The organism is Paenibacillus sp. S28 (assembly GCF_016624415.1).
GTDB lineage: Bacteria > Bacillota > Bacilli > Paenibacillales > Paenibacillaceae > Paenibacillus_AQ > Paenibacillus_AQ favisporus.
Map to the genome: position 1 here is coordinate 139775 of NZ_JACVTM010000015.1, position 17002 is coordinate 156776.

Here is a 17002-nt window from a genome sequence, read left to right on the forward strand (position 1 = left end):
TAGAAAAGGAGGGAGCGCATGCTTGCAAAGATGAATAAATACCGCTGGCAGTATGTTATGATTTTGCCGGCACTCGTATTGCTTTTCCTATTTAATTACATTCCGATGCTAGGCATCCAGATTGCGTTCAAAGACTTTGCGATCGGATCGTCGATATGGGGGGGGCATTGGGTAGGAATGGACAATTTTTCGTTCGTTCATGACCCGCAATTTTGGAAGGTTGTCAGAAATACACTTACAATTTCCGTACTGAAATTCGTTTTTGGGTTTCCTTTACCGATCCTGCTGGCCATTATGATTAATGAAGTTAACCATTCGGGATTTAAACGATTTGTGCAGTCGGTAAGTTATTTGCCGCACTTTTTCTCATGGATCGTGGTGGCGTATATTCTCCAATCCTTTTTAACTTTGGATGGAGGGCTTGCAAACGATCTCATTACAAAGTTCGGTGGTGATCCAATCTTCTTTCTGGGCTCAACGGAATGGTTTCGGCCAATGATTGTATCTAGTAGTTTGTGGAAAGAAGTAGGTTGGAACACGATCCTTTACTTGGCAGCCATTACGACTATCGACCCGCAGCTTTATGAAGCTGCAAAAGTGGAAGGTGCGGGTAAACTCGCTAGGATTCGCTATATTACACTGCCGGGCATCTTGCCTACGATAACCATTGTTTTGATTTTGACCATTCCAAGTTTGATCACCGTAGGAATGGATCAAATTTATCCACTGATGAATCCGGCAAACCAAGCAGTTGCGGACGTTCTCGATACTTATGTCCTCCGTAGCGGGCTTCAACAGGGTTACTTTGGAATGGCAACAGCAGTCGGATTAATATCTTCGCTCATCAGCCTAATCCTTGTCGTGACGACAAACTCGATCTCCAAGAAAATCAATGACGAAGGGCTGTGGTAACTGGTGAAAACGTCTACATTTGAGCGGGTTGGTCAATGGCTGATTATCTTACTGCTGGTGTTATTGTGTATTTCGGTGCTCTATCCTTTCTTCTATATGCTGGCGGTCTCCCTCAATAACGGGAAAGATGCTGCAAGAGGTGGGATCTATCTCTGGCCACGGTCCTTTACTTGGATTAATTATGAAATTGTTTTGGGGAACCAAGTAATCCGTCATGCTTATTTAATTACAATCGGAAGAACAGTGATTGGTACGATTGGTGGACTTGCTATCACACTTGCAGCTGCGTTCGGGTTATCATATAAACTTCTTCCACTGCGACAAAGTATCCTGACTTATATTCTCTTGACCATGCTATTCAGTGGCGGATTGATTCCCTTCTATATTCAGCTGTTTAAATTGGGGCTTACGAATACCTTTTGGGTGTATGTCATCCCTGGTCTTTTCTCAGCATGGAACATGTTCGTCATGCAGAAGTTCATTCAAGGGCTTCCGGAAGCGTTGACCGAATCTGCGGAGTTGGATGGGGCAGGGCCAGTTCGGATATTACTTCAAATCATTGTACCGCTGTCGAAGCCCATGCTCGCCGCGCTTGGATTGTTCACAGCCGTGGGGCATTGGAACGATTGGTTCTCCGGGGCTTTCTATGTAACTGACCAGAATTTAATCCCGGTACAGACATTCCTGCAACAGTTGCTATCCGCTCAAGACCTGTCATCCATTACGAGCTCCAATGGAAATCAGGAGGCGCTTGCCCGAAGCTCCATGGAAAATATCACGCTGATGTCAGTTAAAATGGCCACCGTGATGATAAGTGCACTTCCGATTCTTGCCGTGTATCCATTTCTGCAGAAGTATTTTGTCAAAGGCGTCTTGATCGGTTCCGTCAAGGGCTAACGTTCGGGTATAAGGCATTATTCATATATACCGATAACATGAAAAGGGAGGCAGAACATGAAACTCAAATCAAAAGGGATCAAAAGCGCCATGGCGCTAACGTTGGCAGCTACGCTCAGTCTGGCGGCAGGCTGCTCGGGCAGCAACAACGGCAATGAAGCATCCGGCGATAAGGTCGCTGCAACCGGAGGTGCGGTAACAAACGCGTCGAGTCCGCCCGAATTCAAATTCAAGCTCTGGCTGGGTTGGTCGGCAACGGTTAACAACAACAGCCTGCTTCAACAGTATTGGAAAACGGAAGAGCCCGGCGTCGATGTTCAGATTGAAGCCACGCAAGGAGACGCCATTACTGCGCTTAATCTGAAGATGAATACAGGCGGATTCGATGATGCGGCGCTTTTCGGAAGGAACCAGGTTGTCGATAATGCGATGAAGCGTTCCAACCTCGTACAACCGCTCGAACAATACTTTAACATGCCTGATAAGTATCCAAATCTGGCAGCCATTCCGAAGGAATATTTGGATCAGATGAAGGATGACGATGGGCACATTTGGTCGATTCCCTCGTATTTCGATACGAATCCGTCCGATCCATTCCCGGGCTGGTCCTCCAATGCGTGGTTTATTCGTACCGATATTCTTCAGAAAGTCGGCATGACCGAGAACGACCTGAAAACGCTTAGCGGTGTGGAGACTTATTTGGAGAAAGCGTCCAAGCTGAAGGATGAGTCGGGCAAGCCGCTCCTGCCGCTTGGAATGCTAATGGATGCGAATGAAGAGAATGTGGTCCTGGCTGCTTTCGGCGTACCGGTGGCTACGGCTGGAGGCGTCACCCCGGTAAAGAAAGACGGCAATAGTTTTATTTTCGAGTATGATAATCCCGGGTTCAAAGCGGCTTACCAGTGGATGAACAGCATTTATCGCAAAGGACTTATTGACCCTGAGGCTGTTACCGATAAATCAGAAAGATATAAAGAAAAGAATAAAAGCGGCCGATATGCGATGAATATTGGGAACTTCTGGGATTTCGATCAATACTTGTGGGAGCAGTTGGACGGCCCGACCGGACCGGGCTGGTTCTACGAGCCGATTCCATTTCCTCAAGTAGACGGTGTTTCCCAACCGGGCGAGACACAAATCATCAACCCATATCCGGCCTACGATACGTATATCAGCAAGAACACTAAGAATTTGGATGCTATTCTCAAGTTTTATGATTGGGCGTTAACGCCAAAGCCGGAACAGGATCATGTTGTTGGGAATGGACCAGTTGGGAAGTACTGGGATTGGGATGATCAACCATATGGAAAATGGAGATACACCGATCCGCATTTCAAAGAGATGCGCACCTCAGGTGACGCAGCCAAAATTGCCCAAGTGACGCCAGATGTATGGCAGATCTCGAATTACAGCAATAAGTGGTATCCTTGGTTTACCAATGAGAATACGCATCCAGGTGAAGAAAAGACAGCCAAGTTTTCTCAAACCATCAGTAAATTCGGTGCAACCCGCGTTGCGGAGAATTATGATTTGGTGAAACCAAAGACCGGAGGCGCCTGGGAGAAGTATAAGCCAGAGTTGGATGCAGTATATAAAGAATATCGGGCTAAGCTGCTCATGGCGAAGGACGATGCGGCATTCGAGAAGACCTGGAACGATTTCACCTCCGCGCTCGAAAAGCGCGCGCATTGGAGCGATCTCAAGCAGGAATGGAATGAGTTGTATCAAGCGATGAATAAGTAACAATTCGACAAAGTACGCATATGCGGAGCAGCCCCAGAATGGGGATGCTCCCTTTGCAGTTTTCTCATCTGGATTTAGATTCAGGCAGAAGAATGGAGAATGCCTAGTGCGACGCTGGCTAGAAAGAATGATTATCCGCCTGACCCGCTTAATGAATCTTCGTGGCAAGCTTGTCGTGTTGTATGGACTGGTTGTATTCATTCCAACGGTTATTTTGGGCATAGGAGCCGGTTATCTGGCCCTTCAAAACGTCAGAGCCAACTATATGCTCACGATCAATGAAGCAGTCCGACAGACGACTCAGAGTGTTGAGTTCCGGAAGCAGAGCTATGATCTTCTGGCGACCCGGGCGGGGACGGATGGCGAACTCATCTCCAGGCTGAGCCGAACCTATGGAAATATGGCGGATCAGATTGAAACCGTTAATTATGTGAACCGCTCTTTTCAAGTGATGAGCCGATACTTGCCTGGAATCATGGCTTTCCGGATTTATCATACCAATGAATCTCTCGTGGAAGACGGAGGACTGTTATGGAAGCCAGGCAACCGAATATTAACGGGTAACCTGAATGAGGAGTCCTGGTATCGCAGCGTAATGGAATCACCCTCTGTATTGCAATGGACGTATATCCCGGGGAGCGTTGCACAACTAATGGTGTCACAAAAAATTACGAATGGAGATAATAGCGTCGTAGGTGTAATTTATCTGCTTTTGGATTATAACACGGTGTTTGGTGAGCTTATGGATCGGCCTTTTAGCGGCTCCGGAAGCTTGTACCTCGTAGATGAAGAAGAGCACATTGTTTCAGCGTCTGATCGCTCCATTATCGGCAAATCGGTGATCGATACCGATCTGTCAAACTTATGGAAAAGTGTACTTGGAACTGAAAGTGCCACAGTGAATGGGGAGTATTTTACAGTCAGAAACATTGATGGAAAATGGAAAGTGGCAGCATTAATTCAAATGCGACAAATGGAAAAACAATCTGCCATGACAGTGTACAGTATTGTGGGAGTCACCGTTTTCTTTCTATTACTCTCCATATTCCTCGTATTAATCGTATTGAAAAACATTGTTCTGCGCATACGCAAGCTGGGTTTGCGGATGAGCGATATTGCTGATGGTGATTTTGATGTTTCGGTTCGAAATTGGAGTCAAGACGAACTCGGGGATTTAGAAATAATATTTAATCAAATGGCCGGCCAATTGGGACAATTAGTGGAAATGCTGAGTAATGCAAAATTACAAGAAAAGGAGTCCTCGTTCCAGGCTCTTCAAGCTCAAATCAATCCGCATTTTATTTATAATTCGCTTAGTCTTCTCCACTGGCGTGCTCTTGATCAAGGAGACCTGTATCAAGCGGAAGCGATAGAAGCCTTAACGACCTTCTATCGGTTAGCACTTGATAACAAATCGAATGTTACGCTAATTCGGAAAGAACTGGAACATGTAAAGGCTTATGTGGATATTCAACAACTTCGCTATCCGGATTGCGTTCGTGTAGTGTGGGACATTGACGATGAAGTGCTGGATTTATATTCGATAAAATTGATTTTGCAGCCTATTGTCGAAAATTCCTATATTAATGGAAAGATTTTTACACAAACCGATGCCTTTATTGCTATTGGGATCAAGCGAAGTTCGAATGGAGTCTGCTTTACAGTAAAAGACAATGGAATAGGAATGGACCCGTACACCCTGGATCTTGTACAGAAAGGAGAGAAGGTAGGCCAGGGTAATGGTTATGGCCTTTTAAATATACGGGAGCGACTCCAACTATACTTCGGCAACCTTGGAAAAATGACAATCGAAAGTAACCTTGATTCGGGAACGACTGTTACAATCGAGCTGCCAGCCAGTGTAGATAAACCGAACATTCAAAAGGAGGGATAAGAATGTTGCAAGTTCTCATTGTAGACGATGAACCTACTCATATTTGGGGCCTAATCAGACATATCCCTTGGGATAAACTCGGATTCGCTGATCCGCTTACAGCGAAATCGGGAGAAGATGCGCTATCAATACTTCAAGCTCATTTCATTGATGTACTGATCACTGATATATCTATGCCTGGCATGAATGGTATTGAGCTTGCGGCATCCGCAAAATCACTCTATCAGAATATACAAATTCTAATAATAAGTGGCTACAATGAATTCGAATTTGCTCAAGAGGCTATTGAAATAGGCGTTCAGGGCTATATGCTGAAGCCTCTCAAATTGGCAGAAATCAAACATAGACTAACTTCTTTCAGACAAACCCTGGAGAATATCAGGCAAATCAACGAACAGACATTTCAATTTCAATCGATGATGTCGGACAGTTTACATTTGCTCAAAGAATCGTTCATTTCGGAACTGCTGGAAGATGAGCCATTGGAGGTAGATACACTGTTCTCTTGGTGTCGGCTCCTACATTTACCTGAACAAAATGTGGAAATCCAACTTGTTATTGCATCCCTTGATGGCTATGCGACAATCGGTCAAGATCCTAATCGAAGGTTAATGTTAAGTTCGGCACTTATGCAATCGGTAAAGGTTTCTTTACAAGATAAGAGCCATGTCCTTGTTTCAAAGCTTAAACCTGACGAGGTTGTGGCTATAATGGTTAATCCGGAGGTAGACGAAAAAAGTAGTCTGGAAAAACAGATGCGTTTTGTACAAAACTTTATGAAGAATACGCATCAGGCCACCGTTACCATCTGTATTAGTCGGGAAGGGAACAACTGGAATGAGGTTCAACAGCTTTTCCGAGAGAGTAGATATACCATTACTGATGCTCGGCAAAGCGGAACGGGTTTGATTGTATATGTAGGTACTGAAGAACGTAAGATTTATGAAGATTTTCAGCAACGGGAGAATCTGCTTCCCAGCCTGCTTGCGCTCGCTGACCGTGATGATTCAGATCAGTTAGTGGAAGCAGTTAGGCAGGTATTTAAGGAACTGAATATTCAAGCCCAGTCGTTTGCCTATATCCAGTCAATCAGCATTGGACTGTTAGGTGATTTGTCACGTAAGCCATGGCATGATACCGAAGCAATTATATATCAAAGTAAACGTGCATGGCACCGATTGCTGGAGTGTACAACGGTCGAAGAGCTTGAAGAAGTTGTTCTCGAATATATTGAAACGACTTTTTCACTTGCAAGGAAAGAGCGAACGTTACAGCAGCATCATCTCATAAACCGGATCGTTGCATATCTGGAAGATCAAGTTTCTGTCAATGTGACGGTCAAGCAGCTCGCGGATATGTTTTATCTTAGTGCAGGGCATTTAAGGGTGCTTTTCAAGAAGGAGATGGGGTTAACAATCTCCGATTTTGTCAAGAATCTACGAATGAAAAAAGCAAAGGAACTGCTTCAAGATCCTACAATCAAGATTTATGAGGTTGCGGAGCGAGTAGGGTTTCAAACCCCTGCGTACTTTACGTATCAATTCAAGAAAAATGAGGGATATACTCCCCAGGAATATAGAGACCGATATTATCGCTAATTTCATAAGGTGATAAAAAAATGAAGTGATCGATTGAATGTAACCTGTAAAGCATATTTGTTCCCCTTTAAGATAGGGATGAGGGGAACCTTGAATAATAAACGATGATTCCTCTAAATATGGATTTTGCAATTCTTTCCATTGTACAGCTTGAAAGTGTATCCAGTAAAAATGCGTGTTTTCCTTACGCGGTTGTTTGGATTGCCGGTGTCGGACTGGATTGCCAGCGAGACGATGGTCAAGCCAGCTTTGATCATCATGAGCTTATGGGGAGCGGGCGGCGGGGGCAGGATATCCAATCGAACATTGTTGGCGCCTATCCCTCCGTAAGACGTGCGGAACCCTTCTTCCTCCAAGGGCAATACTCGCCGGACAACGTAAAATCGGTGCCAAAGTCCATGAAGGAAAATACGGTGGTCATGCCATCGTTTCCGAGCTCGGCCCAGGCGCAGGATTTGATTCAACCGGTCCCGCACGCTGTCTGTAACGGCAAACTTCTGCTATTCGTGCATGGGCTTTCGCTACAAAAGTGAGAATACTCCAGCCTAAAGGCGCAAACAAATGAATATTTTTTGGATTTATTATTAAATGAAATAAAAGGGAGCCTCATATCATTCAGGCTCCCTTTGTAGTAATACATCCTGAGAAAAGCGTTTAATATTGTTTTCTGTAATCCTGCGGAACCAATCCTAATTGTTTACGGAAAATGAAAGTAAAGTAGCTTGCACTTTGAAAACCGCAGGCCATTGCTATTTCACTTATGGACCGGTTCGTTTCTTTTAGCATGTCGCAACTTTTTTGAATTCGGTATCGTATTAGATACTCATTTGGGGTTTGTCCTACGTACGTATTAAACAATTTACAACAACGGCTCCTGCAAACCGTGCCTGCAGCAGCAATATCGTTAAGCGTTATTTTACTTTCATAGTTCTGATGGATGAACCCGGTCATCTTCCAGATCATTGTCCATAATTGTTCATTGTCCGTATGTCCTTCTTTTTGTTGCACGTGATCTCCTACGTAGGCGCATAAGGATAATGCCAATGATAATAGTCGAAGAGGATTTTGTAGATTAGAGTTGTGCATTTCAGCGTAAATATTTTTTATGGAAACCAACACCTCACGCTGCCAAGCAGTTTGGTCTGTAAGTAATAAAAAGTCATCCATATGGGTCCCGAATTTTTGGTCCGCATACTTCCTTGCCAAGGACGTAGCTTCACCAAAAAGTGAGGGATGGATGACGACCACAATGTAAGTACAATCAATCTGCTCCTGGGAAAAACCATAGTGCATGCGATTGCTATTTACAAAAATTCCATTCCCCTGATCGATTCGAATCGTCTGCCCGTTGATAAAGTAATCCATAGATCCCTCGAGAACCAAAATAAACTCCACATCCGGGTGCCAATGGCAGGCAGCAGAATAATTGGAAAACTGCTGTAAGTTTCCTTTTCGTACATAGAGTCGTAAATCAGATAGGTTATAATCCAGGCGCTCGGATAGGTCTGAAAACACTTCTAATGATTTACTCATCAGATCACCTCGTTAAATTAACTTTATACGATTTTTATAGAATTTTAACCGATTTTAATGGATATGAGTGTTTATTTGTACTATCTTTATAACATTATGATTTATGTTAAGGGAAGGGGAACGGGGTGAAAAAACATTTCCAAATTAGGAAAACCATGAATATTGATTTCAGACGAGAGTTGATGGTGCTGGTTGTACCTATAGCGTTGCAAAATCTGGTTTCGGCTACGGTTATTTCTGCAGATGTCTTCATGTTGGGGATGATCAGCCAATCCGCGATGTCGGCCGTATCACTCGCCGGACAAATTACTTTCGCATTGACCTTGTTCTACATGGGGTTGTCAACGGGAGCGGGAATTCTTACCGCACAGTATTGGGGAAAGAAGGATTTACAGACGATCCAGCGGGTTCTTAGCATTGCCTGCATGTTTTCCTTCTGCATATCTGTTTTCTTTTTTTTGTTCTCCATCTCATACCCAGGCATGCTGATGCGGATTTTTACAAACGATGACGGGTTGATTCGCTATGGTGCAAGGTTTTTGCAAATGAATTCGTTTTCTTATCTAGCGATGGGAATATCACAGATGTATCTCGGTGTTATAAGAAGCATGGAAAATGCAAAGCTAAGTGCATGGATAAGTTCGGCTTGCCTAGTTTTGAATATTATATTCAACGCGCTTTGTATCTTTATCCTTTTTCCCGGCAGACCCGAACTTGCGATCACGGGAGTTGCCCTTGCGACGGTTAGTGCACGTTTCATTGAATTGGGCTGCTGTATTGTGCACTCTGTTACACGGGGCTCCATTCGCTTTCAATTGCCGGTGCGTGATGGAACACAGCGGAAATTGCTTAAGGATTTCTTCAAGTACACCATGCCCGTACAAGGGAATTATATCGTTTGGGGCGGGGCTTTGACTGCTACAGCCGCCATTATTGGCCATGTAAGTGCCGATATGGTTGCAGCTAATTCCGTTTCGTCAGTCGTCAAGAACTTGGCCATCGTATTATGCGGCGGCATTGCCAGCGGTGGTTCTGTGTTAATCGGGAAATATCTGGGGAAGGGTGAGATTGAGAAAGCCAAACATGCCGGTAACCGAATAAATGTATACGCTTTTATTTTTGGTACACTGGCGGGTTGCATTATTTTGTTAGTGAAGCCACTGGTTTTCTTGATGGTTCATTTAAATGCTGAGGCACAACATTACCTCGATGGAATGATGTATATCTGCGCTTATTATTGCATTGCCAAGTCAATGAATTCGACTATAATTGCCGGTATATTCACTGCCGGAGGGGATTCCAAATTTGGCTTTTGGTGTGATGCGGTAGTGATGTGGGGCATTATTTTGCCATTAGGCTATCTATGTGCTTTTGTTTGGCATGTGCCGCCTATTCTGCTGTTTGCCATGATCAGCCTGGATGAAATCATCAAGCTGCCAGTCGCTTTGATTCGGTATCGTCAGTACAAATGGCTTAACAATATTACAAGGAATTTTGAGGAAGCTTGATTTAAACGAAAATGGTCTGATGGAAATCAAGGATGATAAAAGGAGAATGAAAAATGAATATACAAGAACGAATGGCGAGCTGCCAATTATTTACTGACCATGACGCTAACTATCCGGAAGAAGCTGCAGCATTGGCACGTGCGCGTCAGCGCGGCAAGGCACTGTGTTATGAAATCAATCGTTTACATCCTGATGATATGGCAGGGCGTCAGGCTTTGATGAAACAGCTTTTTGGGAGCATTGGTGAGAACGTCTGGATGGAACCACCTATTCGCATGGCGTATGGCTCGAACACAACGATAGGCAATAATGTTTATATTAACTTTAACTTAACCGTAGTAGACGATTATAAGGTTACGATTGGAGACGACGTCATGTTTGGTCCCAACGTAACGATCGCTGTAACCAGCCATCCTGTACATCCAGAAAAACGTAAAGAAGGTGGCATGTTTGCTCTACCGGTTGTCATTGAAGATGGGGTGTGGATTGGCAGCGGGGCGATTATTTTACCGGGCGTTACCATCGGAAAGGGGAGCGTCATCGGTGCTGGAAGTGTAGTAACCAAGGATATTCCCGAGAACGTAATCGCTGTAGGAAATCCATGTAAGGTTCTTCGTGAAATCACGGAACATGACAGAGTATATTACTATAAAAACATGCGCTTTGATCAGGTTGAATGGTAATAGTAGAGGTTGTTTATAAATGCCCATAGTGTAGCGAAAGCACACATGATCCTGAAAAGGATTCATGTGTGCTTTCCTTTTACATCAGAGGTCAAACATAAATCACGCGTTAACGAATCGTCAAATTGATTGATGGAGAATCGCTATCAGGTTGGGAAATCCTATCCGCATGTTAGTAGGAACGAATGCTTTTAAAGGCTTCTTTCTAACAATGTCCCAACTTGTTTGGCCATCACTTGCGGCGAATGAGGCATTCCGTTTCGGATCCACCATTCAATGATCCCAACATATGCCGTTCCAGCATACTGCAGCATCACATCTTCGATCAAATCTGCATTTTTCCCACTTTCGTTGTCGATCTCACCTTTGAATCCCTCCATGAAAGAAGCAAGCAACCGCGTCCTAAAAGACGAAGGAGCCCCTTTCGATGCTAACATGGTTGAAAAAAACAAATAATTTTTCTCAAAGTATTCGAAGTATGGAACCAGAGCATCCGTCCATTCCATCTCGCACGCCCACGTATCCATTTCCCTTAATTCGTTAATTTGATTTTCCATGATTTGATCCAATAAATCGTACTTGTCCTGATAATGAAGATAAATCGTACCCCGGTTTACGTTTGCCTGGTCAGCAATGTCTTGAATGGTAATGTCATCGAAGTTTTTTTCAGCCATCAGTTCTATAACGGCTCTTTTCAAGGCTTCTTGCGTTTTTAAAATTCTCCGGTCCACTTTTGCCATCTTATCTCTCCCCTGAATTCCCAAGATAATGAACAATTTACTTGATCGTGTTCATATTTCAACGAATTTCGTTTTTTTAACCATTGAATAGGGGCTTCTTTTTCTATAATAATAGACATGAGTTGATTAAACAACTTGATTTGTTTATTTCATTAAATTATAGGAGTTAAAAGAATGAACTATACGACCCAAAAGAGATCTCTTGTTTTTGCCCTCATATTGGCAGCTTTTTCAGCGTTGGGGCCCTTTACCGTCGACATGTATCTAGCGTCCCTTCCGCAGATTGTCGATTTTTTTGGAACAAGCGCAGCGGCAGTTCAAGCGAGTTTAACCACGAGCCTGTTAGGACTAGGATTAGGACAGCTAATCATGGGTCCTTTGAGCGACATCTATGGCAGGCGCCGGCCTTTGCTGATTTCCATGATATTATATATCCTTTCCTCGGTTGGATGCGCTTTTGCACCAGGCATAGGTTGGTTTATAGGTTTAAGATTTATTCAAGGGGTTGCTGCATCTGCAGGTCTCGTTATTTCGCGTGCTATTGTTCGAGATCGGTTTAGCGGGGTTGAAATGACGAAGTTTATATCGCTGCTGACGATGATCAGTAATGTGGCTCCGTTAATTTCCCCTACGGCGGGGAGTGCAGTGATGTCCTACAGTTCTTGGGTAGGCGTATTTCTATTCTTAGGGGTGCTGGGCTTAGCATTAACCGGGATAACCCTATGGGGGGTAAAGGAAAGCTTACCTGCACGGCAGCGTGTATCAAGTAGTCCCCGTACGTTGATCAACAATTATAGCAGCTTGTTCCGAGAACGTTCTTTTATGGGATATGCGTTCGTCAACGGCATTTTGTTCGCAGGGGTTTTTGCCTATGTAGCAGGTACTCCATTTATTTATCAAAATATATACGGCGTGTCGCCACAAATGTTTTCGATTCTATTTGCGTTGAATGGCCTTGCTATTATTTTGGGCTCTCAATTCGTCAAAGTACTTGCAGGACGAGTAGCGGAAAGTCGACTCTTTATCATCGGTCTAATCATCGCTTTGATATCTTCCACTGCAGTCTTAATTATCGTTTTGGTGCATGGAGCATTATTAGCCATGTTTATTTCGATCTTCCTATTCGCCTTTTCCATTGGGATCATTGGACCCATCTCGTTTACATTGGCTATGGAGTCGCAAGGGCATATTGCAGGGAGCGCTTCCGCCGTTCTGGGCACCCTGCAGTTCGCATTAGGTGCGGTAGCTTCGCCGCTCGTGGGAATGGCTGGCGAAAATTCCGCTATGCCTTTTGGGATTATTATTTTTTCTACAAGCCTGTTATCCATCATGATCTACATTGCCTTGGTAAAAGGATCAAATAAGTTATCTGGTCATAAAAACAGCCCTGAATCCAATACGTAACCCATCCTACCGAATTTTGACCTACTGTAACTTGAATAAGAATAAATAGCAGGAGGGTGTAAAACCACTTGATTGATACCGCTGCCGTTTTTGAAAATGAAGAAGCAGTTGGCTATGCCATGGCTCATGGCGTCAGTAAATTTGCATAGAACCAGCCTACTGGCTGGTTCTATTGATTTTAAGGCGTTGAGCGGCAAAGCCAAAATAACTGCCGCGAAAGTTGTACGTAGATAAGGGACTGTCATATAACGAAAGTGGCACTTGATACAATGTTGCCTCCCAACGGTCGGCTCAGCATACAAATCATTCGATATCCCCCAGAATCATCTCATGTAACGCCGTTCCTGCAAGGACCATAGGGTATACATTCTCTTCTTTCGGTACGACAAACTCTACAAGTACGGGACCAGGTGTATTTAGAGCCTCTTGCCAAACTCGGATAGCCTCTGCTTTATTACTCGCTCTCAACCCTTTGATGCCGTAAGCTTCAGCCAGCTTTACGAAATCCGGGCTGCCGGCAAGATCGATCTGGCTGTAACGCTTGGCGTAACTGAGTTCCTGCTGCTGCTTAACCATTCCCAACACTTGGTTGTTAATCACGACAATTTTGACAGGAATCCGATGAATGGAACAAATAGCCATCTCCTGCGCGCACATTTGCATGCCCCCGTCACCATTTACGGAAACCACAAGACGTTTCGGATTCCCGATCTGTGCGCCTATGGCGGCCGGTAACCCGAACCCCATCGTTCCAAGACCTCCTGAGGTGATCAGAGAGCGGGGGTGGTTAAACTTGTAAAATTGAGCTGCCCACATCTGGTGCTGGCCTACGTCCGTGGTTATGATCGCCTCGCCTTGTGTGGTTTCATGGATCATTTCAATAACATATTGGGGCTTAAGCTCCGTATCCGAATCTTTGTACCGAAACGGAAAATTTCGTTTGTATTCCTGAATTTCTTTGATCCAACGATCGGATGGGGAGGCGACAGCTTTCGTATTCGCATAATCCAGTACAGCCTTGATATCACCGATGCATGCAATATCCGCCTTGATGTTTTTGCCAATTTCAGCCGGATCAATATCGATATGGGCAATCCGTTTCGCGTGTGGGGCGAAACCATCTACCCTCATGGTCACCCGGTCATCAAACCGCGAACCCATGGAAATAATCAGATCGGCATGCTGGATGGCCATATTCGCTGCATATGCACCATGATGGCCCGCCATGCCCAGCCACAGGTCGTGAGCACTTGGAAAACCTCCCAAGCCAAGCAATGAGGTCGCCACCGGAATGTTGGTTTTATTTACGAACTCCAGCAGCTCATTGGATGCGCCTGAATAAACCACTCCTCCTCCGGCGATCATGACCGGTCTTTCGGATTCGGTAATCGCTTGAATCAAGGTATCGATCGGGTCTGTATCCAAATTCGGATCGGAATCGTACCCTCGAAGATGAATTGCCCCTGCGGGTTGGTAATACAGCTTGTGATTGGAAACATCCTTAGGAATGTCGATTAATACAGGACCTTTCCTGCCCGTGTTTGCAATATGGAAGGCTTCGTGGACGATACGCGGAAGGTCTTGCACATGACGAACGGAGTAACTGTGTTTCGTTATGGACAGGGTCATGCTGACGATATCCGCTTCCTGAAAAGCATCCGTGCCCATGACCGTAGTCGACACGTTGCCCGTAATGATGACGAGAGGCGTGGAATCCATATAGGCCGTCGCAATCCCGGTAATCAAATTTGTCGCTCCCGGACCGGATGTGGCGATGCAGACGCCGACTTTCCCTGTCGATCGGGCATAACCGTCTGCTGCGTGTATCGCTCCCTGCTCGTGCCGGGCCAGAATGTGTTTGAACTCCGGATTGTCGACCATGGCGTCATAAATGTACAGCGCGTTACCCCCGGGATAACCAAAAACATGTTCAACCCCCTCAAGCAATAAACAGCGCAATAGGCATTCGGATCCGGTGATGAGTTCAGCTTTGTCTCTTTTCGTTTCCATGTGATATCCCTCCAATAAAAAATCCCCTCATCCCAAAAGCCGGCAGCATACTGCCGCACTAAAGGGGCGAAAGGGGTTTATTTTCGCGGTACCACCCTGGTTTGCCTAAAATCTCACGATTTTGGGCCTCACGAAGTAAAGTGTTTCCTTACTTCCGGCACGGTAACGTGTGCCCATCCGGTTGAGACTACTCGCTAGATCAAGCACTTGATCCGGTTTTCGATCAACAGCTCGGAGATGACGTCATGCAAGGGGTTAAGGCAAAGGTTTCAGCATTTCCTTCGCTCTCTGGACATAAGAGCCCTTGACACTTTTTTCTCTTCATCGCTTGTTTGTTATATACATAAAAACCCCTCTCATCCCAAGCTCGGCAGCGATCTGCCGAACGATAGGGACGAAAAGGGGTTATTTTCGCGGTACCACCCTGGTTTGCCTAAAATCTCACGATTCCGGCCTCATGAAGTAAGGAATCCCTTACTTCAGCACGATAACGTGTGCCCATCCGTTTGGAACTACTCACCAAATCAACAATCAGATCCGGTTTTCGATCAACAGCTCCGAGGTGACTATTATACAAGGGGTTAAGGCAAAGGTTTCAGCATTCCCTTTGCTCTCTGGACATAAGAGCCCTGGTATTTTTTCCTCTTCATCGCTTTTCAAATGATATTATGAGGATATTATCACAGACTACATTATTTTTTCAACAGGTACTTATTCATATTGGTTTTAAGAATAGAAAATCCGGAAAGCAGCATGCTTTCCGGATTTATTTATACTTACATAATAGGTGGGTTCGAGTAGGCCTCGGCATTAAAGCTTTCCGGACCCGTACGTGTCGGAAGTTTGGAGAGCCATTTATTTTGAGATACGTTCTCCTTTATCCTTGACATTTAGACACCGTTATAATGGTGCCTAGATCAGCTGCAGTGGTTTGAGCGGGATCAAGTACAACAAATTTCATAAATAGGCGAATACCGTGTTGATAATAGTCTTCTACCCATACAATGTTGTGATACTCAGGAACATCATGGACGAAGAAAAAAAGCAATTTCCGAAGGGAGATCAATGAATGGCCTGTCGGAATCGAATACGTATGTTAAATGCTGCGAACCGACGACTGCGGAGAGCAAAACGCCTTTTGACACGAGAAAGATATGAACGTGCAGTGGATGAAATTGAGACCACCTTAGCTGTTATTGGTGGAGCGTTAGAGAGTTTAAATAAAAAAAACACATACCCTCGAAAATGTCGGGGGAGAGGAAAAAATGGCTAGACGGGAATGGTTACGAAAAAGGTGTGTAAGAAAAGTTAATTCAGCAATGAGAGGATTACGAAAAGCCACTTACCATGTGAAAAGACAAAAAACAAATCGAGCCAGGAAAGAGGTTGCAGGCGCCTTACTTCAACTACATCAAGCATTAAGATGTATTAGAGAACTTAAAGATTCTAAAACAAAGAAACTAACAGATGTATCTACTTATTTGACTGATGTTACAGGAGCCACTGGTGCAACAGGAGCCACCGGAGCAAATGGGGTAACCGGAGCGACCGGAGCAACAGGAGCCACAGGGGCGGCTGGTGGTGCAACGGGGGAAAAAGGAGTAACCGGGGCAACCGGAGTAACCGGGGCAACGGGAGCAATGGGGGTAACCGGGGGCACTGGGGCAACCGGAGCAACAGGAGCCATTGGAGCGACTGGTGAAACTGGAGCTACCGGAGCAACAGGAGTAACAGGTGCCACTGGAGTGACTGGAGCGACTGGTGAAACAGGAGCAACCGGAGCAACTGGAGCAACCGGAGCAACCGGAGCAACCGGAGCAACAGGTGCGACCGGAGCAACTGGAGCAACCGGAGCAACGGGAGAAACTGGAGCGACCGGAGTCACTGGCGCCACCGGAGAAACTGGAGCGACCGGAGCCACCGGTGCAACCGGAGCAACAGGAGTAACCGGGGCAACTGGAGCAACTGGAGCAACAGGAGCAACTGGAGAAACAGGAGCAACAGGAGTAACCGGTGCAACGGGAGCAATGGGAGCAACGGGAGTGACCGGAGCAACCGGGGCCACTGGAGCAACAGGTGC

General features: G+C 45.2%; 13 protein-coding genes. 10 read left to right on the top strand and 3 right to left on the bottom strand.

Annotation, left to right across the window (positions count from 1 at the left end; translation table 11 throughout):
* Window positions 1-18 precede the first annotated feature (18 nt).
* The 6 genes from IAE55_RS27165 (at window position 19) to IAE55_RS27190 (ending at window position 7577) form a co-directional block, all read left to right on the top strand.
* A complete protein-coding gene (locus tag IAE55_RS27165; RefSeq protein WP_145156470.1) occupies window positions 19-912 on the top strand; it encodes an ABC transporter permease in 894 nt (297 codons plus the stop codon).
* A 3-nt stretch (window positions 913-915) separates the two neighbouring features.
* A complete protein-coding gene (locus tag IAE55_RS27170) occupies window positions 916-1809 on the top strand; it encodes a carbohydrate ABC transporter permease (RefSeq protein ID WP_145949444.1) in 894 nt (297 codons plus the stop codon).
* A gap of 57 nt (window positions 1810-1866) precedes the next feature.
* Window positions 1867-3552, top strand: a complete 1686-nt coding sequence (locus tag IAE55_RS27175; RefSeq protein WP_145156472.1) for a hypothetical protein — start codon at window positions 1867-1869, stop codon at window positions 3550-3552.
* Window positions 3553-3658: 106 nt separating this feature from the next.
* Window positions 3659-5446, top strand: a complete 1788-nt coding sequence (locus IAE55_RS27180) for a cache domain-containing sensor histidine kinase (RefSeq protein ID WP_325168687.1) — start codon at window positions 3659-3661, stop codon at window positions 5444-5446.
* Window positions 5447-5448: 2 nt separating this feature from the next.
* Window positions 5449-7044, top strand: coding sequence for a response regulator transcription factor (locus tag IAE55_RS27185; protein WP_200634380.1), 1596 nt, complete (start codon window positions 5449-5451; stop codon window positions 7042-7044).
* Window positions 7045-7163: 119 nt separating this feature from the next.
* Entirely contained in the window at window positions 7164-7577 is a 414-nt protein-coding gene (locus IAE55_RS27190; RefSeq protein WP_200634381.1) for a hypothetical protein, read from the top strand.
* A 121-nt stretch (window positions 7578-7698) separates the two neighbouring features.
* Here the strand turns inward: IAE55_RS27190 and IAE55_RS27195 are convergent, their stop codons facing one another.
* Window positions 7699-8577: an AraC family transcriptional regulator gene (locus tag IAE55_RS27195; RefSeq protein WP_145156475.1), complete on the bottom strand. Its 879-nt coding sequence runs from the start codon at window positions 8575-8577 to the stop codon at window positions 7699-7701.
* Between the two features lie 125 nt (window positions 8578-8702).
* Here IAE55_RS27195 and IAE55_RS27200 point away from each other — a divergent pair, with 125 nt between their 5' ends.
* Window positions 8703-10085 carry an MATE family efflux transporter gene (locus tag IAE55_RS27200; RefSeq protein WP_325168688.1) on the top strand — a complete coding sequence of 461 codons (1383 nt, stop codon included), beginning with the start codon at window positions 8703-8705 and terminating at the stop codon, window positions 10083-10085.
* Between the two features lie 53 nt (window positions 10086-10138).
* Complete coding sequence (locus IAE55_RS27205; protein ID WP_145156476.1) at window positions 10139-10768, top strand: sugar O-acetyltransferase; 630 nt, start codon at window positions 10139-10141, stop codon at window positions 10766-10768.
* Between the two features lie 191 nt (window positions 10769-10959).
* Here the strand turns inward: IAE55_RS27205 and IAE55_RS27210 are convergent, their stop codons facing one another.
* Window positions 10960-11508, bottom strand: a complete 549-nt coding sequence (locus tag IAE55_RS27210) for a TetR/AcrR family transcriptional regulator (RefSeq protein ID WP_145156477.1) — start codon at window positions 11506-11508, stop codon at window positions 10960-10962.
* Between the two features lie 174 nt (window positions 11509-11682).
* On the opposite strand from IAE55_RS27210, the gene IAE55_RS27215 reads away from it, so the two are divergent.
* The gene (locus IAE55_RS27215; RefSeq protein ID WP_200634382.1) at window positions 11683-12912 is read left to right on the top strand and encodes a multidrug effflux MFS transporter; all 1230 of its coding nucleotides are present in this window, start codon (window positions 11683-11685) and stop codon (window positions 12910-12912) included.
* A 303-nt stretch (window positions 12913-13215) separates the two neighbouring features.
* Here IAE55_RS27215 and ilvB read toward each other — a convergent pair whose 3' ends face one another.
* Window positions 13216-14922 (bottom strand): biosynthetic-type acetolactate synthase large subunit, encoded by a 1707-nt coding sequence (gene ilvB, locus IAE55_RS27220; RefSeq protein ID WP_200634383.1) that lies wholly within the window; start codon window positions 14920-14922, stop codon window positions 13216-13218.
* Window positions 14923-16403: 1481 nt separating this feature from the next.
* Between ilvB and IAE55_RS27225 the strand changes: the two genes are divergently transcribed.
* Window positions 16404-17002, top strand: a 599-nt coding sequence (locus IAE55_RS27225; protein WP_200634384.1) for a hypothetical protein, incomplete at its 3' end; no start/stop codon positions are given.